Below are 15,391 nucleotides of genomic sequence, written 5' to 3' on the forward strand. Positions count from 1 at the left end.
GAGATATCGATAAAGGTAAGCTTAACTGCCATCTTCGGTAAAATAAATATACCTCCGAATTTTCTCGAAGAGCAGAGGCCGGCAGATAACCGCCATCGATGCCGAGGCGATCCCGGCAGCTCCAAATGAAATCGGCGGGCCGGCAACAAGCCGGCCCGCCGATTCCCCCCGGGAGGAGATTTGGGTTCAGCGCAAGGCGCCGGCCACGCGCTTCTGTTGGTCCTTCATGAAGGCGATATCGCCGACGACGCGCACCCGCACCCGCCGTGCATCACCCGGCAGGTAGGCGATCGGAATGTCTTCCGTATCGAGCGTCACAATCGTATCGACGCTGGCACCTGCTTCGACGGCGCGGGCGCGGGCGATGCGCTCGGCCTCGGCGATCGCCTTTTCGCGCGACATGCCGGAAAACACCTGGTCGACCTCGCCGGAAACCTGCGCCATCGCGGCACCGAGCGCATTCGCCACGCCGGCATGTTCGACGCGCAGCACTTCGCTGGCACCTTTGAGCTTTTCCGGGATCAGGAACGCACCGCCGCCCACGGCAATCAGTTGCACGCCCTCGGCAGACGTCTTCATCCGGTCGACGCCGTCCTCGACCATCGCCTCGACACGCTTCAGGAGGTCGGCCACGAGCGCCTTGTCGAGATGCTTGACCCGGTCGCGGTCGCCGATCTCGACGAGACCGGCAGCGACCGCCACGTCCGTCGTCGTCAGCGTATCGCCGCCGAAGACCAGAGCCTTTTCGGTGATGCGGTAACCCACCGAACGTGGCCCGATCTTGCGGGTTTCCGGATCGATGATCGTACCGCCGCCGAGCGCCATCGGCAGCAGATCCGGCATGCGGAAGAGCGTGCGCACGCCGCCGACTTCGACGACATTGTTCGCTTCGCGGGGAAAGCCACCAACCAGGCAGCCGACATCCGATGTGGTGCCGCCGACGTCGATGACCATGGCCTCCTTGAGGCCGGTCAGAAACGCCGCGCCGCGCATGGAATTGGTCGGGCCGGACGCGAAGCTGTAGACCGGGTTGGCAGCGGCGACATCGGCCAGCACCACCGTACCGTCGTTCTGGGTCAGGTAGAACGGCGCGTCGATGCCGGCCTGTTTCAGCGCATCCTTGAACGCGTCGATCGTCTTGCGGCCGAGCCCCTGCAGCGCAGCGTTCAGCAGCGTGACGTTCTCGCGCTCCAGGAGCCCGATACGGCCGAGCGTATGGGACAGCGTGATGCGCGCATTGGGGATCACCGAACGGACGATCTCGGCTGCTTCCAGCTCGCATTCCGCCGTCAGCGGCGAGAAGAGAGCCGTAATACCGATCGAATCGACGCCGGCGTCGCGAATCTTCATCGCTGCGTCGCGCACTTCGTCGCGGGCGAGCGGCACCAGCGGCCGGCCGTCATATTCGTGACCGCCATGCACCATGAAGGAGAGCGGATCGACGGCATCGCGCAGCTCGTCCGGCCAGTCGACCATCGGCGGCAGCGAGGCGCCGGCCGGCATGGCGATGCGGATCGCCGCGACGCGATCGAGACGGGCACGCTCGACCACCGCATTGGTGAAATGCGTCGTGCCGATCATCACCGCATCGACCGGTGCCGCGCCCGGCGCCTGCGAAGCGACCACATGGCCGATCGCATTGACCACGCCCTGCATCACGTCCGACGTGGTGGGAAACTTGATGGCCGAGAGAACCTTCTCGCCATCGATGAGTACGGCATCCGTATTGGTGCCGCCGACGTCAATTCCGATCCGCTTCATGCTGCAAACACCGATTTGAAATCCAGGTCATATCCGAAGGCGCGGGGGCCGACGTGTTCGAGGCCCTTGGCGCTGGTCAGCACCTCGGGCGCCGGCAGTGCCACGACCGTGACGCGCTGGCCGTAACGCACCGTCTCGGTGCCGATCGCCTCGCCCGACACTGTATCGAGCAGGCAGATCAGGTCCGGCGTCATGGCGATCGGCTGGCCGTCGCGGAAGGCGACCGCCCATTCGTTCTGGAAAGCGAGCTCGACCTTCGAGCCGCGATCACCGTCGAGGCCTTCGATCATCGCCGAGCCGCGCAGGAAGCCGCCCGTCGTGGTGCGGTCGACATCGGCGATCTTGCCCTTGAACAGCACCTTGCCGCCCTCATGGGCAAGCACGGCCTCGACGGGATCCGTATGGGCGGCGCGGGCCTCAAGCACGGCGCGGCCGAGGCTGACGGCTTTGGTCACCGTGTAGAGCACGCCCCAGTCCTTGACTTCCCGGCCGGTGCGCGGCGCCTTGCAGGTCGCCGCCGTCGAGCCGACTTCGGTGCATATCTTGCGGGAAATCCGTTCCATCCACTTCCAGGACGCGGCCTTGGCGACGATCGCCTCGTTGTCGCGGCAATCGACCAGCGTCAGCGGATACATCGGCAGGTCGCCGATCGCAAAGCTCGTCATCTGCGCTTCCGGATAGGCACGACCCATCGCGTCCGCATCGACGACCGGAATATCCAGCATGGCGCCGGCGAGGAACGGCGACAGCGCATTGCCGCCGCCGATCTCGACGCTCATCACGGCGCGGAACTTGCGGCCGGTATATTCTTCCATCAGCTGCATGGCCCGGGCGAGATGCGCGGGATCGACGAGGCGCTCCTGGCCGACCAGCGGCGCGCCCATCTTGGAGACGACGGCGACGGCATCGCCGTCATCGAGCGACTGGGGATCGATCAGCTTGACGCGCTTGCCGTCCTTGTAGAGCTTTTTCAGGTTGAGCTGCGCCAGATAGGGGCTGCCACCGCCGCCGGTGCCGAGAATCCAGGCGCCTACGGCAAGCGGGTCGATCTCGCTCGCTTCGAAATCACGGATCATGTTTACCTCCGAAGAATGTGCTAGAACCTAGCCATGAGTGACGAAGGATGCCTATAGGGGACTGCCCCTAGAATGAGCTTGCCTTGATTTTGGGCACGCTCGGCGCAATCATGGTTTGACGATCGAAAGGACCGATTCCCTGCAGGTGACGAAGAGCCCATATGCGCTGGCCCCGACCTCGCCGGAAGGTGCGGAATTGCGCCATCGGGTGATGTTTTTGAGCGTCGGCCAGACGCCGCGTGCCGATCTCATCGGGGACATGCTGACCAATCTCGATGTGCCGATCGAAGCGCTCGAGATCGGCGCGCTGGACGGGCTTTCCAAAGCCGAGATCGACGATCTCAGGGTCAGGCCGGGCGAACAGAGCATCGTCACCCGGCTTGCCGACAATACCGACATCGTCGTGTCCAAGCCGCGGATCGCCGAGCGCATGGCGAAGATCGCCGCCGCCTTCCACCCCAACGAATTCGATCTGGTCGTCATCCTCTCGACCGGCCTGTTCCGCGATTTCGAAAGCACCTGCCCGACCGTCAATGCCCAGCGTGCCATGGAATCGGCGGTGATTTCGCTCGCCGCGCACGGCTCTTCCGTCGGCCTCATCCAGCCGCTGCAGCAGCAGATCGAGGAACTCGATATCCCGGCGCTGGCCCCTTACAAGATCTGCGCCAGCTACGCCGCCGACGGTGACCGGAAACTGCTGGCCGGCGCGCTCGTCGATCTCGCCGATGCGGAAATCATCGTCCTCAATTCCGTGAGCTTTACCGAGGCCGACCGGCAGATGGTGGCGAAGGCGAGCGGCAAGCCCGTCGTGCTCGCCCGCCGCATCGTCGCAAGCGCCATCCGGCTCCTCCTGCATCGTTCGCAGCCCGTCACTCTGCCGGGCGTTTCGCCGGAATTTGCCGAAAAGCTGCTTCGCCTGACGCCGCGCGAGCGGCAGGTTCTGTCGCTGGTGGCCGAAGGCCTGTCCAACAAGGCGATCGCCCGCCAGCTCGGCATCAGCCCGAAGACCGTTGAGATTCACCGCTCGAATGTCATGAGCAAGATGGAAGTTACATCGTCTAACGCCCTGATCCGCATGGTCATCACCGCCGGTCATCCCTGATCGAAATAATCCGGTTCGCGCAAGAAAATTGCGCCAGAAGAGATCTTTGCCTAAAAATTGGTCGCCTTGAGCATGTCAGAATCATGTCGTTCTAGGGGCATTACCCTATAGTGAAGCCGCGCTTCCGGGCGCTAGGCTCCCTGTCGATAATGTCATGCAGGGAACGATGAGAGCATGCCTTCCACATCCAAGATCGCCTTTGTGACCATCGGTCAGACACCACGTGCCGACATCGTTCCGGAAATGATGGCCGAGATCGGCATCGGCCTGCCGGAAGGTCGCGTCGAGTTCCGCGAATTCGGCGTGCTCGACGGCATGAACTCCGGCGAGCTCGATGCGATGCGCGCTGTCGACGGCGAGCATTCCTTCGCAACGCGTCTGAAGAGCGGCGAGGAGATCGTCACGTCCAAGGCCCGCACCGAGGAGAAGCTAAACGTTCTCTTGAAGGAGATCGATGCGCAAGGTTTCGACCTCGTCGTTCTTCTCTGCACCGGCACCCGGATCGATCCGCTCGAAAACACGCTGGTCGTCGAGGCCCAGCGGATCGTCGATTCGACCGTCGAGGCGCTTGCCGCTTCCTCCCGCAAGCTCGGCGTCATCCTGCCGCTCGAACGGCAGGTCAAGGATTTCGCCGATCGCCACGTCTTCAGCGGCGAGCCGAAATTCGTCGCCGCCTCCCCCTATGCCGGCGACGATGTCGGCGAACGGGCAAAAACGCTTGAAGGCTGCGACCTCATCGTCATGCACTGCATGGGTTATTCCGCCGGGATGCTGGACGAGGTGCGCCGCGCCGTCGACGCCCCGGTTCTATTGTCGCGCCGCGTCGTCGCGGGCGTCGTCCGCCAGATGATCTGATACCGAGCCACATTAAAAACAGAGGGAACCACATGTTCGGAAAAACCTTGAGAATCGTCGCGGTCGCAGGACTGCTCGCCTCCTCGATCCTCGCCTCGCCCGCCGGCGCCTTCGAGCGCACCGACAAGGGCAACGTCATTGTTTTCGGCGGCCGTCAGGCCATCCCGGTCCTCGATCCGCATGTCCGCTACGACTGGTCGACGCGCATGATCCAGCAGTCGGTCTATGATGCTCTGGTCAAGTACGAAGGCAACCCGGCTGAGATCAAGTCCTGGCTCGCCGAGAAGTGGGAAACCAGCGCCGACGGCAAGAGCTGGACCTTCCATCTCGCCAAGAACGCCAAGTTCCACAACGGCGATCCGGTGACCGCCGAAGCCGTGCGTTATTCCTTCGAGCGCGGCCTGAAGCTCAACAAGGGCGTCGCCTGGATGCTCAAGGACTTCCTGGCGCCGGAGAACATCGTCGCCGTCGACGCCAACACCGTCCGCTTCGATCTCAAGGCGCCCTATGCACCGTTCCTGTCCTTCCTGCCCTGGTGGTACATCGTCAACCCGGCTGAGGTGAAGGCTCATGAAGTCGACGGCGACTACGGCCAGAAGTGGCTGACCGATCATGCCGCCGGCTCCGGCCCGTTCAAGCTCGGCCGCTGGGAACCGAACGTTCTTTATGAAATCGAGGCCAATGACACCTACTGGAAGGGCTGGCCGCAGGGCGAAAAGAACCGCCCGGCCGGCGTGATCTACAAGATCATCCGCGAGCCGGCCGCCCAGAAGGCCGCCCTGCAGCGCGGCGAAGCCGACATTGTCGAAGGTCTGACGCCGGACGACTACATCCAGATCAAGCGCGTGCCGGGCGTGGTCATCGAGGACCATAAGGGCATGACCACCTTCGGCATCAAGTTCAACACCCAGAAGGGCCCGACCGCCGACATCAACCTGCGCAAGGCAATCGCCTATGCGGTCGACTACGATGCCCTGATCCAGATCTACAACGGCGCCGCATCGCTCGAGAGCAGCCCGCTGCCGGACGCCATGAAGGGCTTCGTCTCGGTTCCGGGCGTCCCGCGCAAGGACATCGCCAAGGCCAAGGAATACCTGGCGAAATCCGCCTATCCGAACGGCGGCATCACCCTTCCTTACGTCCATGTCGCCGGCCTCGAAGAAGCCCGCCGCATCGGTCTCGTGCTGCTCGACAACCTGAAGGAGCTCGGCATCACCGTCGAGGTCAAGCCGGAACAGTGGCCGAACATGGTCGCCGCCGGTTCCAAGGTCGAGACTTCGCCGGCCATGACCTCGGTCTTCACCACACCGGTCTCGACCGACCCGGACGCCGTCGCCTACCAGTACCACAAGGCGAGCTGGGGCCAGTATTACGCGATGATGTTCTACGACAACCCGAAGGTTTCGGAGATGATCGACCAGGCCCGCGCCGCCACCAACTGGGACGACCGCGCAAAGCTTTATGCAGACATCCAGAAGCAGATCGTCGCCGATCAGCCGGAGGTCTTCGGCATGCTGCAGAACCGCCGCTGGGCGCACCGCGACTACCTGCAGGGCTTCAAGTTCAGCCCGGTCCGCTTCACCGGCGAAGTCGATCTCTACCCGATGTGGGTGAAGGCCGAATAGAAACTGGCTTGCGTCCCCTCCTGCAGCCAACATGATGCGCATGGTCCGGCTTTCCCAACCGGCCGGACCATGCGCAGTTTCAGAAGATAACCACCGGAGAAGACGATGTTGACCTTCGCCTTCCGCAAAGTGCTGACGCTGGTCGGAACCATGATCGGCATTGCGGCACTCACCTTCGTCATCACCAATGTCGCGCCGGGCGATCCCGCCCGGCTGGTCGCCGGCCCCAACGCGACCGAGGACATGGTGGCGACGATCCGTACAGAATACGGTCTCGACAAGTCGCTGCCCGAACAGTTCGTCGTCTATATGGGCGACCTCGTCACCGGCGATCTTGGCCAGTCGATCGTCACCACGAGGCCGGTGCTGGAAGAGGTGCTGCGTTATGCGCCGGCAACGCTGGAACTGGTCTTCGTCGCCATGACGCTCGGCATCGTCGTCGGCGTGCCGCTCGGCATGCTGTCGGCCGTCTACAAGGACGGCCCGATCGACCATGCGACCCGCATTTTCTCGATCTCGGGCGTCGCTCTGCCAGCCTTCTGGTTCGGCATCATCCTGCAGCTGACATTCGCGGTCGATCTCGGCTGGCTGCCGGTCTCGGGCCGTCTGCCGCTGGTCACCCGCCCGCCGCAGACGATCACCGGCCTACTCCTCGTCGACAGCCTGTTCGCCGGCCGGCTGGACACGTTCTGGATATCGCTGCGGCATATCATCCTTCCGGCGATCGTGCTTTCCTTCCCCTGCCTCGCCTCGATCCTGCGCGTCAACCGCGCCGAGATGATCGAAGTGCTGCAGTCGGACTACATCGTCGCGGCCCGCGCCCACGGCATCGCCTCCTTCCGCATCGTCGCAATCTATGCGCTGAAGAACGCGCTGCTGCCGACGCTGGCGATGATCGGTCTGCGCTTCGGCTGGATGCTCGGCTCGACCGTTCTCGTCGAAACCGTCTTCGACTGGCCGGGCATCGGGCTCTACGCCGTCTCCTCGGCGCTTTCATCGGATTTCAAGCCTGTCATCGGCGTCACGCTGGTGATCGGCTTCTTCTTCATCGTCGCCAATACCCTTGTCGATCTCGCCTATGCGTGGATCGACCCCCGCCTCAGGAGCGCCTGATGACGACGCCCGTGGAACTCTCCCGGCCCCTCACCTTCCGCGAACGGCATGAAAGCAAGATCCGCCAGTGGCGGCTTTATGCCCACATGTTCGGCAAGAGCTTCTCCTCCATGCTCGGCCTCGGCCTGGTCGTGCTCTTCCTGTTGCTTGCAGCACTCGGCCCTTGGCTCGCGCCCTATCCGGAAGATACCGTCGGCGCCTTCAACATGGCCAACAAGCTGATGGGCCCGAGCGTCGGTCACTGGTTCGGCACCGACGAGATGGGCAGCGACATCCTTTCGCGCGTCATCATCGGTGCCCGCACCTCGCTGTGGATCGGGCTGATCATCACCGGCGTCGGCGCCGTCATCGGCGTGCCGCTCGGCATCATCGCCGGTTATCGCGGCGGCTGGGTGCGCGCCGTCATCATGCGCATCACGGAGCTTTTCCTCGCAGTACCGGGCCTGGCTCTGGCGCTCGCGATCGTCGCCGCACTCGGCCCCGGCATCACCAATTGCGTGCTGGCCCTGTCGCTCGTCTGGTGGCCGGGTTATGTGCGGCTGGTGGAGGCAAAGACGCTGTCCGTCAAGGAAGAGCTGTTCGTGGAATCGGCCCGCTCGATCGGCGCCAAAACGCCCTGGATCCTCTGGCACCACATCCTGCCCAACTGCATGTCGCCGATCATCGTCAAGATGAGCATGGACATGGGTATGGCGATCCTCTCCGCCGCCAGCCTCGGCTTCATCGGCCTCGGCGCCCAGCCGCCGGCACCGGAATGGGGCGCGATGATCTCGGTCGCCCGCACCTACATGCCGGACTGGTGGTGGTATTCGCTCTTTCCGGGTGCCGCGATCTTCCTGACCGTGCTCGGCTTCAACCTTCTTGGCGACGGCCTGCGCGACATTCTCGACCCCCGGAGCCGCGACCGATGACCGGACCTCTTCTCGACATTAAGAACTACCGGCTCGACATCGGCACCTTCGACGGGCCGGTGCATGTGCTCAAAGACATCAACCTGACGGTCAACCGCGGCGATACGCTTGGCATCGTCGGCGAAAGCGGTTCCGGCAAGACGGTGCTGGTGCGCTCCGTGCTCGGCATCGGCCCGAAGGCCTCCAGGGTCGTCGAAGGCAGCATCGCCTTCGACGGGCAGGATATCACGGCACTTTCGGAAAAGGACTGGACGAAGATCCGCGGCATCCGCATCTCGATGATCTTCCAGGACCCGATGACCTATCTGAACCCGCTCTTCACCATCGGGCAGCAGATTTCCGACGTTATCGCCGCCCATGAAAAGGCAGCCGGCCATGGCGTCTCCTCGAAGGCCACCCGCCGTGCCCGCACCGAAGACCTGCTTGACCAAGTCGGCCTGCCGAACCCGGCCATGCTGTTCGACCAGTACCCACATCAGCTTTCCGGCGGCATGCGCCAGCGGGTGCTGATCGCCATGGCGCTGTCCGGCAAGCCGGACCTGCTGATCGCCGACGAGCCGACGACGGCCCTCGATGTGACGGTCCAGGCACAGGTGCTCGACCTGATCAATTCGCTGGTCGAAAAGCTCAACCTGACGGTCATCATGATCAGCCACGATATCGGCGCGATCGCCACGATCGCGAAACGCTGCGCGGTCATGTACAAGGGCGAGATCGTCGAACAGGGCCTGATGGCGGATATCCTCAGCGCGCCGAAGCACGAATACACCAAGCGCCTGCTCGCCGCCGTGCCGGACATCGATACCGCCGCGGCAAAGGTCGTCGCCGAACCGGCAATCGGCACGCCGGTGAAACCTGGCGTGCTTCTGGAAGCGATCGACCTCAAGAAGGTCTACCGCAGCCAGTCCGGCAGCGAGGTGACTGCGGTCGACGGCATCAACCTGTCCGTCGCGACCGGCGAAATCTTCGGCGTGGTCGGCGAATCCGGTTCCGGCAAATCGACGCTGGCGCGCATGCTGCTGCGGCTGATCGAGCCGACCTCCGGCGACATCATCTTCGACGGCAGGAACATTTCCGGCCTGACCGGCGAGCCCATGCGGTTGATGCGCCGGCACATGCAGTTCGTTTTCCAGAACCCACACTCGGCGCTTAACGGCCGCCACACGATCGGCGACGCGATCGGCGAGCCCCTGCGCATCCAGACAAGCATGGGCCGTCGTGACATCGAGGCGCGCGTCGAAGCACTGCTCGACATCGTCCAGCTGCCGAAAATGTTCAAATACCGCTATCCGCACGAACTCTCCGGCGGCCAGAAGCAGCGCATCTGCATCGCCCGCGCCATCGCCCTCAATCCGCGCCTGCTGATCCTCGATGAGCCGACTTCGGCGCTCGATATCTCGGTGCAGGCGCAGGTGCTCGATTTCCTGCAGGAACTGCGCGCCGAACTCGACCTCACCTATGTCTTCATCTCGCACAACCTCGCCGTCATCCGGCAGATCTGCGACCGAACCATCGTGATGAAACGCGGGGTAATCGTCGAACAGGGCGAGACGGAACGCCTGTTCCTGTCGGCGCAGCACGAATACACTAGGGCGTTGATCGAAAGCGGACGCAAAACCTCGCGCGCGGCCAACTTGTCGGCCCCCGCCGGCTCGTGATGAAACATACCTTTGCAAAAAAAAATAATTGTGCAGTGCAGCAACGCTTCCCATATAGGGGGACGTTGTCGTTGATCACTGCCATCCCGGCAATGATTGCCAGGAGGCATGATGAGATCGTTGTCGGATACGCTGGAGCGGCTCGCCCGCTTGAAATCACTGGGTTGGGAACCGACCGACGCGCCCAGCCATCTGGAGGCGCTCGAGGGCTTCGGATCCAACCCCGGAGCGCTGGCAGCCAAGGTTTACGTCCCCTCCCTGCTTCCCAAACATCCCGCCCTCGTCGTCGTTCTCCACGGATGCACGCAAACCGCCTCCGGTTATGATCACGGCACCGGATGGTCGAAGCTCGCCGAACGGCACGGCTTCGTGGTGCTCTTGCCGGAACAGGTCCGGGCCAACAACGGCAATCTCTGTTTCAACTGGTTCCTTCCGGGCGACACGCGCCGCGGCCAGGGCGAAGCGCACTCGATCCGCCAGATGATCGATGCCGTGGTCTCCCGGCACGGGATCGACACTTCGCGCATCTATGTGAGCGGCCTGTCCGCAGGCGGCGGCATGGCCAACGTCATGCTGGCCGCCTATCCTGAGGTTTTCGCGGGTGGCGCAATCATCGCAGGACTGCCCTATGGCGTCGCCGCGACGGTGCCCGAAGCATTCGACCGGATGCGCGGCCACGGCCTGCCGGCACCATCGACGCTTCAGTCGCGGCTGAAAGCCGCTTCCACCCATCAGGGACCGTGGCCAACCATCTCGGTGTGGCAGGGCACCGAGGACAAGACGGTCGCGGAGGCGAATGCGCAGGCGATCATCGACCAGTGGCGCGGCGTTCACGAGGTCGGCTCGCGGCCGGACCTCAAGGAAAAGATCGACGGCCAGACGAGAACCGCATGGAAAGATGCCCGCGGCAGGCAGGCGCTCGAATATTACAGCATTGCCGGAATGGGCCACGGAACCCCGATCGATCCGGCGCTCGGCGACGAGAACGCCGCACCTTATCTGCTGGATGTCGGCATATCGTCGACGCTTCATTCGGCAGAAAGCTGGGGCCTGCTTCGCGAAGGTGCGGAGCCGTTGCAGGCGAAGACCGGCGGCCCCAAGCGGGCATCCGTTTCTTCCCCAAAGGCAAAAGAGCCTGAAGGTATCCAGCAGATCATCGAGAGCGCGCTTCGCATGGCTGGCTTGATGCGCTGATAAGACCTGAAGAATAAGCGCGGCGACGGCCGGGGGAGAGGGAATGGCCGCCGCCGAACGCTCCCGGCTTAAACGCCGGAAGCTGCAATATCCGCGTCGAGACGTTCGCGAGCCTTCTTGGGCAATTTCGCGGTCTTGACGGCCTCCAGGTTGGCTGGCGCATTGCCGACAACGATGAGGCCAATCATGCCCATGCCGACATGCGGCGAGCATTTCACGGCATATGCCCCCTCAACGTCGAAGGTGATCTTGACGCTTTCGTTCATCTGGCCCTTGAACGGCTTTGCGCCTTCTGGGATCAACCCCTCGATGGTCTCGGCATTATGAGACTTGTCCGTCGGGATGAAGGTGACGGTATCGCCCTTGGCGATCTTCAGGGAGCCCGGTTCGAATACCATCGCGCCGTCGTTACCCTTGTTGAGCATGTGCACTTCGAAATCGGCAGCCGACGCCACCGTGGCGCAGACAGCCGTGACGATCGCCGCACCGACCAGGGATGCCAAAATCTTCTTCATTTTCTTACTCCTTTTCTGGAAGCCCACGGCTTCGTTGGAATTCACACTAGAGCAAAACCGCCGGTGCTCTTTGACGTACGACAAACGGTTTTGAGTTTGTCGCGGCTCGCTTTTGCGTCGGTTTGGGGCCGGATGGCGACGTGATGGTCACGTTGTCCAGCCCACTTGCCGAAGCGTCTTGAGAAGGGGCGCATACCAGCGGGTGGACTTGACCAGGCGAAAGCCCAGATTGTCCGGCGGGGTTCCCACCGCGCAGCCGCCGCCTTTCGGATCGCGGATGAAGGAACTCATCGGCGATCGATGGGTGCCGACGGTCACGTAGACGCCGCAACTTTCCTCGAAGGCCCGAACGGAACCGTTCGCATAAAGATGGACCCTGCGATGGCAGGTCGAGGTCCATTCCCAGATGTTGCCGCCAAAGTCGGCCAGACCATATTCGTTCTCCCCAAAGCTTCCCGTCGGCCGAGGGGTGGGATTACCTGCGGCCCGCTCGCGCGCTTCGCGCTCGTAGTCGGCGAGCCACCGCAGCGCGGGGTTCTTGCTATCCGGGTCGAGACCGAGAGCATCGTCCGGAAATCTCCTGCCCGCGGCCTGCGCCAGTTGTTCGTCTGTCGGCAGCGTCCAGTATTCACCGGTCACCTCGGAGAGCCAATGAGCATAAGCCGTGGCATCGTCGAAGCTCACGCCGGTGGCAGGAACGTCCGTCCTTGATGTAGCCGCTTCTGGCGATCTGCAGGCGCCTGCGGAAACGCACGCCCGGTATTCCGAGGCCGTGACGTGATATTTCATGATCGTAAGGCTCGGCCCCGCGACCACCGTCTTCATCGGCGCATCGATCGGTGCCGTGCCCTTCAGGAACTCTCCGTCGCTCCTGTAGCTGTAGGTGCGGGGAGGAACGACGACCGTCGCGGGCTCATAGACCGCGCCCTCTGGGGGCGCCGGCCTCATGAAGCCCGCCTGATGGAAGATACCTGCCGCCAGCACGGCGATCAGCGTGATCGGAAGCCCGGTATGGAGGAGCGAGAGCTTTGGCCTGTCGTGTGTGCATGGCATGTTCGCCTCCCGAGGCGAAATCTGGCGCTTGCGGGGGATGAAGGCCGGCCGGGAACAGGCTCATGCCATGCTCCCGGCCGTTTCCGATCAGGTGCCGCTCGGCGCAAGGACCGACGTCATCAAGTCGTCGTTCCAATCGCCGGTGACCTTGAAATGCGCCGCCGCACCCAGTTCGAAGGCCTCGATCAGGTTATGGTTGACGTAGGCGTATATGCCGGGCTGCTGGAAGGTATAGAACGCAGCACCTGCTGCCCCGCCCGGGATGAACCACGTTTCCTGGTCAAGGTCCGGAGGGTTGGCAAACTTGCCCGTGGCCCAGACATAATCGCCGTGGCCCCCGATGAGGTGAGGCCGGGTGTCCCGGTTTGCCTGCGAATGGACGATCAGCACCTTTTCGCCGACAGCGGCGGTCATGGCGTTCTGGCCCGTCAAGGCACCGACGGCCCCGTTGAAGACGATATGCGTCGGGGTCAGCGTCCGCATCACCTTGAGCGTGTCTTCATAGGCTTCGCCGGCGCTGTCATATTTCTTGAACTTGCCGTTCTCGTCGCGGGGGACGTAGAAATCCTGCTCACCGACATAGTAGATCTTGTCGTAGGTGAGCGGTTTCCCGTTGCCGTCCTTGAGACCGTCGCGCGGGAGTACCATGATGGCACCGTTCATGCCCGAAGTGACGTGCCACGGCACCATTCCGGGAGGTGCGCAGTGGTAAACGAAGACGCCGGCCTTGGTTGCCTTGAATCTCAGAACGGTTTTCTCGCCTGGGTTCACCACGGTCAGCGCACCGCCACCCAAGCCGCCGGTTGCCGAATGGAAGTCGATATTGTGCTGGAGTTCGTTGGTGTCGGGGTTGATGAGCGTCAGCTCGACATAGTCGTCCTGATGGACGACCATGAGCGGGCCCGGAACCGACCCGTTGAAGGTCATCGCATTGATCTCGGTGCCTTCCTTGTCGATGACGAGCTTCTTCTCCTGGATGGTCAGCGTAACTTCGATCACCTTTGGCGGGCCGTCTGCTTTCTGAGCATGGGCATGCACGAAAGGCGGCTTCACCAGCTCGATTTTCTCGCGACGGAAGCGCGATAGATCCACCGGTTTCATCTTCGCCGGGGGCGCTTCGTCCGCATAAGCGAAGGAAGCCTGCACGACCGGTGCGATTGCGCCAACGAAGGCTGCCCCCGCAAGGATCGAGCGTCTGGTCATCTGAATCGTGTCGGTCATGGTTTCTGTCCTTCGGAACAAGGGGCGGAGTAAATCGCCGTCCTCTGGAAGCAGAATCTATGTCCATGTCCCCATCTACTCTTTGACGTGAAACAAACAGAACATCGGCTTTTGCTTGCGTATCCGCAAGAAAACGAGGCAAATCTGGGCCGATTGAGCGGTTAAGGGAAATTCCTCACGACCGATCTGTTGTCCGGCCGGATACGGGGCGGCGGCACTGCCGCCTAAAGAGCGTGGCGGTGGATCGCATCCCGGTCGAGGGACATTCCCCAGCCAGGCGCATCCGGGATCTGAGCCGTCCCGTCGACGAGCCCTATCTTTTCCTCGTAGAGCGGCGCGAACCATTCCACGTATTCAAGGGAATGGGCCGTCGGGACGTGGGCGAGCAGCTGCAGGCTCATTTCAGGAAAAAGATGCGAGGAGATTGGTAGATCAAAGCTTGCCGCCAGTGCGCCAACGCGAGCGAATTCGGTAACGCCGCCAACCCGCTGGAGATCCGGCATGAGAATGGAGGCGGCGCCCATTTCGATCATCCGCCGGAAACCATAGCGGGTATATTCATTTTCACCGGACGCGACCGGCATGCGCAGGGCTCTTGCCACCTTGGCCGAATCCTCCAATGCGTGGGCCGGCACCGGTTCCTCGAACCAGGCTATATCCAGGGGTGCCAAAGCGTCGCCGAGCTTGATCGCGGCGTCAGCGTCGAGCACCTGGTTGGCGTCGATCATCAGCCCGATATCGCTGCCGATCGCTGCCCGAACGGCCTTCACGCGCGGCAGGTCGACGTCGATCCGCCCAGCAAGCCGCAGCTTCATCGCCTTGAAGCCGGCTGCAACAAAACCTTCCGCCTGCCGGACGAGTGAGGGAATGTCCTGAGTGAGCCATAGGCCGCCGCTCGCATAGGCTGGAATAGTCTCACGGCACCGGCCCAGCATCCGCGAGATCGAAAGCCCGGCGCGTTTGGCTCTCAGATCCCACATGGCGCCATCGATCGCGGAAATGCCCATGATCGAGACGCCCGTGAAACCGATGAAGTTGATGCGCCGCCAGGCATCAGCCCAGAAGGCGCCCGTATCGTCTGGATCGCGTCCGATCACCGCATCCCGCAGCACATGCACCATGCTATCCAGCAGCTTCATCTGCTCCGGCCGGATGGTGAAGATCAGGTTTTCGCCCCGTAGTCCCTCGTCGGTAACGAGATCGACGACGATGCAGGAGAATTGATGGATGGTCGCCGTGGCATTGCCGAGCGGTTCCGCAAGCGGCAGGCTGACGGCGGTGGTAGTGAGATCGGTGATTTTCATGGG

Annotated in this window: 13 protein-coding genes; 7 read left to right on the forward strand and 6 right to left on the reverse strand. The window is 62.8% G+C overall.

Annotation, left to right across the window (positions count from 1 at the left end):
- Window positions 1–186 precede the first annotated feature (186 nt).
- Together MOV61_RS02175 and MOV61_RS02180 are read right to left on the reverse strand one after the other, a co-directional pair.
- The gene (locus MOV61_RS02175; RefSeq protein WP_247135371.1) at window positions 187–1,761 is read right to left on the reverse strand and encodes a hydantoinase/oxoprolinase family protein; all 1,575 of its coding nucleotides are present in this window, start codon (window positions 1,759–1,761) and stop codon (window positions 187–189) included.
- On the reverse strand, window positions 1,758–2,837 hold the full coding sequence (locus MOV61_RS02180) for a DUF917 domain-containing protein (protein WP_247135372.1): 1,080 nt from the start codon (window positions 2,835–2,837) through the stop codon (window positions 1,758–1,760). The genes MOV61_RS02175 and MOV61_RS02180 overlap by 4 nt, the downstream gene beginning before the upstream one ends.
- A 145-nt stretch (window positions 2,838–2,982) precedes the next feature.
- On the opposite strand from MOV61_RS02180, the gene MOV61_RS02185 reads away from it, so the two are divergent.
- The 7 genes from MOV61_RS02185 (at window position 2,983) to MOV61_RS02215 (ending at window position 11,295) form a co-directional block, all read left to right on the forward strand.
- The gene (locus MOV61_RS02185) at window positions 2,983–3,939 is read left to right on the forward strand and encodes an AroM family protein (protein ID WP_247135373.1); all 957 of its coding nucleotides are present in this window, start codon (window positions 2,983–2,985) and stop codon (window positions 3,937–3,939) included.
- 174 nt (window positions 3,940–4,113) lie between these two features.
- Window positions 4,114–4,794, forward strand: a complete 681-nt coding sequence (locus MOV61_RS02190) for an AroM family protein (RefSeq protein WP_247135374.1) — start codon at window positions 4,114–4,116, stop codon at window positions 4,792–4,794.
- Window positions 4,795–4,826: 32 nt separating this feature from the next.
- On the forward strand, window positions 4,827–6,419 hold the full coding sequence (locus MOV61_RS02195) for an ABC transporter substrate-binding protein (protein WP_247135375.1): 1,593 nt from the start codon (window positions 4,827–4,829) through the stop codon (window positions 6,417–6,419).
- Between the two features lie 105 nt (window positions 6,420–6,524).
- Entirely contained in the window at window positions 6,525–7,532 is a 1,008-nt protein-coding gene (locus MOV61_RS02200) for an ABC transporter permease (protein WP_247033607.1), read from the forward strand.
- Window positions 7,532–8,443, forward strand: coding sequence for an ABC transporter permease (locus MOV61_RS02205; protein ID WP_038546146.1), 912 nt, complete (start codon window positions 7,532–7,534; stop codon window positions 8,441–8,443). The genes MOV61_RS02200 and MOV61_RS02205 overlap by 1 nt, the downstream gene beginning before the upstream one ends.
- Entirely contained in the window at window positions 8,440–10,101 is a 1,662-nt protein-coding gene (locus MOV61_RS02210) for an ABC transporter ATP-binding protein (RefSeq protein WP_247135376.1), read from the forward strand. The genes MOV61_RS02205 and MOV61_RS02210 overlap by 4 nt, the downstream gene beginning before the upstream one ends.
- Before the next feature lie 111 nt (window positions 10,102–10,212).
- Window positions 10,213–11,295 carry a PHB depolymerase family esterase gene (locus tag MOV61_RS02215; RefSeq protein ID WP_247135428.1) on the forward strand — a complete coding sequence of 361 codons (1,083 nt, stop codon included), beginning with the start codon at window positions 10,213–10,215 and terminating at the stop codon, window positions 11,293–11,295.
- Between the two features lie 68 nt (window positions 11,296–11,363).
- On the opposite strand, the gene MOV61_RS02220 is transcribed toward MOV61_RS02215, so the two are convergent.
- The 4 genes from MOV61_RS02220 to MOV61_RS02235 all read right to left on the reverse strand — a co-directional run bounded on the left by MOV61_RS02220 (window position 11,364) and on the right by MOV61_RS02235 (window position 15,388).
- Window positions 11,364–11,810 (reverse strand): pseudoazurin, encoded by a 447-nt coding sequence (locus MOV61_RS02220; RefSeq protein WP_247135377.1) that lies wholly within the window; start codon window positions 11,808–11,810, stop codon window positions 11,364–11,366.
- A gap of 147 nt (window positions 11,811–11,957) precedes the next feature.
- Entirely contained in the window at window positions 11,958–12,863 is a 906-nt protein-coding gene (locus tag MOV61_RS02225; RefSeq protein ID WP_247135378.1) for an SUMF1/EgtB/PvdO family nonheme iron enzyme, read from the reverse strand.
- Window positions 12,864–12,950: 87 nt separating this feature from the next.
- A complete protein-coding gene (gene nirK, locus MOV61_RS02230) occupies window positions 12,951–14,084 on the reverse strand; it encodes a copper-containing nitrite reductase (RefSeq protein ID WP_247135379.1) in 1,134 nt (377 codons plus the stop codon).
- A 224-nt stretch (window positions 14,085–14,308) separates the two neighbouring features.
- The gene (locus MOV61_RS02235) at window positions 14,309–15,388 is read right to left on the reverse strand and encodes a mandelate racemase/muconate lactonizing enzyme family protein (protein ID WP_247135380.1); all 1,080 of its coding nucleotides are present in this window, start codon (window positions 15,386–15,388) and stop codon (window positions 14,309–14,311) included.
- Between the last annotated feature and the right edge of the window lie 3 nt (window positions 15,389–15,391).

The sequence above is a fragment of the Neorhizobium sp. BETTINA12A genome, from assembly GCF_023006485.1.
GTDB lineage: Bacteria > Pseudomonadota > Alphaproteobacteria > Rhizobiales > Rhizobiaceae > Neorhizobium.

Bases quoted from the DNA above. Each gene is read 5' to 3' on its own strand.
- MOV61_RS02175 (WP_247135371.1), bottom strand. From the start codon at position 1,761: ATGAAGCGGATCGGAATTGACGTCGGCGGCACCAATACGGATGCCGTA.
- MOV61_RS02180 (WP_247135372.1), bottom strand. From the start codon at position 2,837: ATGATCCGTGATTTCGAAGCGAGCGAGATCGACCCGCTTGCCGTAGGC.
- MOV61_RS02190 (WP_247135374.1), top strand. From the start codon at position 4,114: ATGCCTTCCACATCCAAGATCGCCTTTGTGACCATCGGTCAGACACCA.
- MOV61_RS02195 (WP_247135375.1), top strand. From the start codon at position 4,827: ATGTTCGGAAAAACCTTGAGAATCGTCGCGGTCGCAGGACTGCTCGCC.
- MOV61_RS02200 (WP_247033607.1), top strand. From the start codon at position 6,525: ATGTTGACCTTCGCCTTCCGCAAAGTGCTGACGCTGGTCGGAACCATG.
- MOV61_RS02205 (WP_038546146.1), top strand. From the start codon at position 7,532: ATGACGACGCCCGTGGAACTCTCCCGGCCCCTCACCTTCCGCGAACGG.
- MOV61_RS02210 (WP_247135376.1), top strand. From the start codon at position 8,440: ATGACCGGACCTCTTCTCGACATTAAGAACTACCGGCTCGACATCGGC.
- MOV61_RS02215 (WP_247135428.1), top strand. From the start codon at position 10,213: ATGAGATCGTTGTCGGATACGCTGGAGCGGCTCGCCCGCTTGAAATCA.
- MOV61_RS02220 (WP_247135377.1), bottom strand. From the start codon at position 11,810: ATGAAGAAGATTTTGGCATCCCTGGTCGGTGCGGCGATCGTCACGGCT.
- MOV61_RS02225 (WP_247135378.1), bottom strand. From the start codon at position 12,863: ATGCCATGCACACACGACAGGCCAAAGCTCTCGCTCCTCCATACCGGG.
- nirK (WP_247135379.1), bottom strand. From the start codon at position 14,084: ATGACCGACACGATTCAGATGACCAGACGCTCGATCCTTGCGGGGGCA.
- MOV61_RS02235 (WP_247135380.1), bottom strand. From the start codon at position 15,388: ATGAAAATCACCGATCTCACTACCACCGCCGTCAGCCTGCCGCTTGCG.